The sequence below is a fragment of the Mycobacterium sp. GA-1199 genome, assembly GCF_001500045.1.
Classification (GTDB): Bacteria; Actinomycetota; Actinomycetes; order Mycobacteriales; family Mycobacteriaceae; genus Mycobacterium.
In genome coordinates, this window is the sequence record NZ_LQIX01000036.1 from 1 (window position 1) to 3,495 (window position 3,495).

The window sequence follows — 3,495 nt, forward strand, 5'->3', positions numbered from 1 at the left end:
TGTGTTCGGCGGTGTCCTACTTTTCCGCCCGGGTTGGGCAGTATCATTGGCGCTGGCAGGCTTAGCTTCCGGGTTCGGGATGGGTCCGGGCGTTTCCCTGCCGCTATTGACCGCCGTAACTCTATTCATTTTATTGGGTGTCCCAAGCTGGTTGGGAAGGGTGTTTTGGTGGTGGGGTGTGTTTGCGTGGTTGATGCGCGTGGTGTGGTTGCGAGTGTTGTGTGTAAGTTTTCGGCCGGTTAGTGCCAGTTCCCTGAACCCATTGCTGGGTGTGTAGGTCTGGTCTATCGATCCCGTGGTCTGCGGGGGGCCTTATCCCACTGATATGGGTGAGAAGCCTGGTCTTGGAGGGGGTTTCCCGCTTAGATGCTTTCAGCGGTTATCCTGTCCGAACGTGGCTATCCAGCGGTGCCCCTGGTGGGACAACTGGTGTACCAGAGGTTCGTCCGTCCCGGTCCTCTCGTACTAGGGACAGGTTTCCTCAAGCTTCTGACGCGCGCGGCGGATAGAGACCGAACTGTCTCACGACGTTCTAAACCCAGCTCGCGTGCCGCTTTAATGGGCGAACAGCCCAACCCTTGGGACCTGCTCCAGCCCCAGGATGCGACGAGCCGACATCGAGGTGCCAAACCATCCCGTCGATATGGACTCTTGGGGAAGATCAGCCTGTTATCCCCGGGGTACCTTTTATCCGTTGAGCGACACCCCTTCCACTCGGGGGTGCCGGATCACTAGTCCCGACTTTCGTCCCTGCTTGACATGTTCGTCTCGCAGTCAAGCTCCCTTGTGCACTTACACTCAACACCTGATTGCCGTCCAGGTTGAGGGAACCTTTGGGCGCCTCCGTTACTTTTTAGGAGGCAACCGCCCCAGTTAAACTACCCGCCAGGCACTGTCCCTGAACCGGATAGACGGTTCGAGGTTAGAGGCCCAATACGATCAGAGTGGTATTTCAACAACGACTCCACACACACTGGCGTCTGTGTTTCACAGTCTCCCACCTATCCTACACAAACCGTATCGAGCACCAATACCAAGTTGTAGTGAAGGTCCCGGGGTCTTTTCGTCCTGCCGCGCGTAACGAGCATCTTTACTCGTAATGCAATTTCGCCGAGTCTATGGTTGAGACAGCTGAGAAGTCGTTACGCCATTCGTGCAGGTCGGAACTTACCCGACAAGGAATTTCGCTACCTTAGGATGGTTATAGTTACCACCGCCGTTTACTGGGGCTTAAATTCTCCGCTTCACCCCCAAAGGGGTTAACGGGTCCTCTTAACCTTCCAGCACCGGGCAGGCGTCAGTCCGTATACCTCGTCTTGCGACTTCGCACGGACCTGTGTTTTTAGTAAACAGTCGCTTCTCACTGGTTTGTGCCACCCCCTGCCGCTGCCCACCGCGAAGGTGTTGACGGTGTGGGGGTCCCCCTTCTCCCGAAGTTACGGGGGCATTTTGCCGAGTTCCTTAACCATAGTTCACTCGTACGCCTTGGTATTCTCTACCTGACCACCTGTGTTGGTTTGGGGTACGGGCCGTGTACGTGCTCGCTAGAGGCTTTTCTCGACAGCATAGGATCACCGAATTCGCCTCACTCGGCTATGCATCACCTCTCAGGCACATGAGTGACGGATTTGCCTATCACTCGCCCTACAGGTTTGCCCCAGTATTACCACTGACTGGTACGGCTACCTTCCTGCGTCACCCCATCGCTTGACTACTACCCACACGGGTCCCACGCAGCCGGTCGATGTCGACTCCCGAAGGAGACGATCACCCACCTTTTGGGTGGTTAGCAGAATGGATTCGTCAGGGACGCTCATACACGGGTACGGGAATATCAACCCGTTGTCCATCGACTACGCCTGTCGGCCTCGCCTTAGGTCCCGACTCACCCTGGGCGGACTGGCCTGGCCCAGGAACCCTTGGTCTTCCGGCGGGCAAGGTTCTCACTTGCCTTATCGCTACTCATGCCTGCATTCTCACTCCCACACCCTCCACCACTAGATCACTCTGTGGCTTCACCGGATGCAGGACGCTCCCCTACCCAAACCTGCCTAAGGGCAGATCTGTCGCGGCTTCGGCGGTGTGCTTGAGCCCCGCTACATTATCGGCGCACAATCACTTGACCAGTGAGCTATTACGCACTCTTTCAAGGGTGGCTGCTTCTAAGCCAACCTCCTGGTTGTCTTCGCGACTGCACATCCTTTTCCACTTAGCACACGCTTAGGGGCCTTAGCCGGCGATCTGGGCTGTTTCCCTTTCGACGCACGGAGCTTATCCCCCGCCGTCTCACTGCCGCACTACACCTTGCCGGCATTCGGAGTTTGGCTGACGTCAGTAACCTAGTAGGGCCCATCGGCCATCCAGTAGCTCTACCTCCAGCAAGAACCATGCGACGCTGCACCTAAATGCATTTCGGGGAGAACCAGCTATCACGGAGTTTGATTGGCCTTTCACCCCTACCCACAGCTCATCCCCTCAGTCTTCAACCTAAGTGGGTTCGGGCCTCCACGCGGTCTTACCCGCGCTTCACCCTGGCCATGGGTAGATCACTCCGCTTCGGGTCCAGAACACACCACTACACCACACACTATTGTGTGGATACGCCCTATTCAGACTCGCTTTCGCTGCGGCTACCCCTCCCGGGTTAACCTCGCGACATGTCCCTGACTCGCAGGCTCATTCTTCAAAAGGCACGCCATCACCCCACGACAAAGTCGAGGGCTTTGACGGATTGTAGGCACACGGTTTCAGGTACTCTTTCACTCCCCTCCCGGGGTACTTTTCACCATTCCCTCACGGTACTGATCCGCTATCGGTCACTGAGAAGTATTCAGGCTTACCGGGTGGTCCCGGCAGATTCACAGCAGATTCCACGGGCCCGCTGCTACTCGGGGACACTGCGACAACAGAGCACATGTTTTCGGTTACGGGGCTCTCACCCACTACGGCAGACCATCCCAGGCCACTTCACCTAACACGAGCTTTTATCACTGCTGCCACCATCGGCGGATGATGGAACACAGACCCCACAACACCGCACACACAACCCCCGCCGGGTATCACATGCACACGGTTTAGCCATCCTCCGCTTTCGCTCGCCACTACTGACGGAATCACTTTTTGTTTTCTCTTCCTACGGGTACTGAGATGTTTCACTTCCCCGCGTTCCCCCCCAACGCCTATACATTCAGCGTTGGGTGACACGACATCACTCGTGCCGGGTTTCCCCATTCGGACATCCTCGGATCCACGCTCGGTTGACAGCTCCCCGAGGCATATCGCAGCCTCCCACGTCCTTCATCGGCTCCCAGTGCCAAGGCATCCACCATGCGCCCTTAAACACTTACACACAAAACAGATCAAAAAATATTCTCGGAAGAATAAAAAAATTGCATTATCAAAACACAAGACCACAAAAAGTCCCGCGTTTTAGATGCTCGCAACCACTATCCACAAATCAAACACCACACCCCACCACCAAAGCAGGGCGACAAC

General features: G+C 56.1%; 2 rRNA genes. Both read right to left on the minus strand.

Going from position 1 to position 3,495, the window contains the following annotated elements:
* Positions 1–3 precede the first annotated feature (3 nt).
* Positions 4–118 (minus strand): 5S ribosomal RNA (gene rrf / locus AU198_RS19530).
* A gap of 101 nt (positions 119–219) precedes the next feature.
* Positions 220–3,349: ribosomal RNA gene (locus tag AU198_RS19535) — 23S ribosomal RNA — on the minus strand.
* Positions 3,350–3,495: the final 146 nt, after the last annotated feature.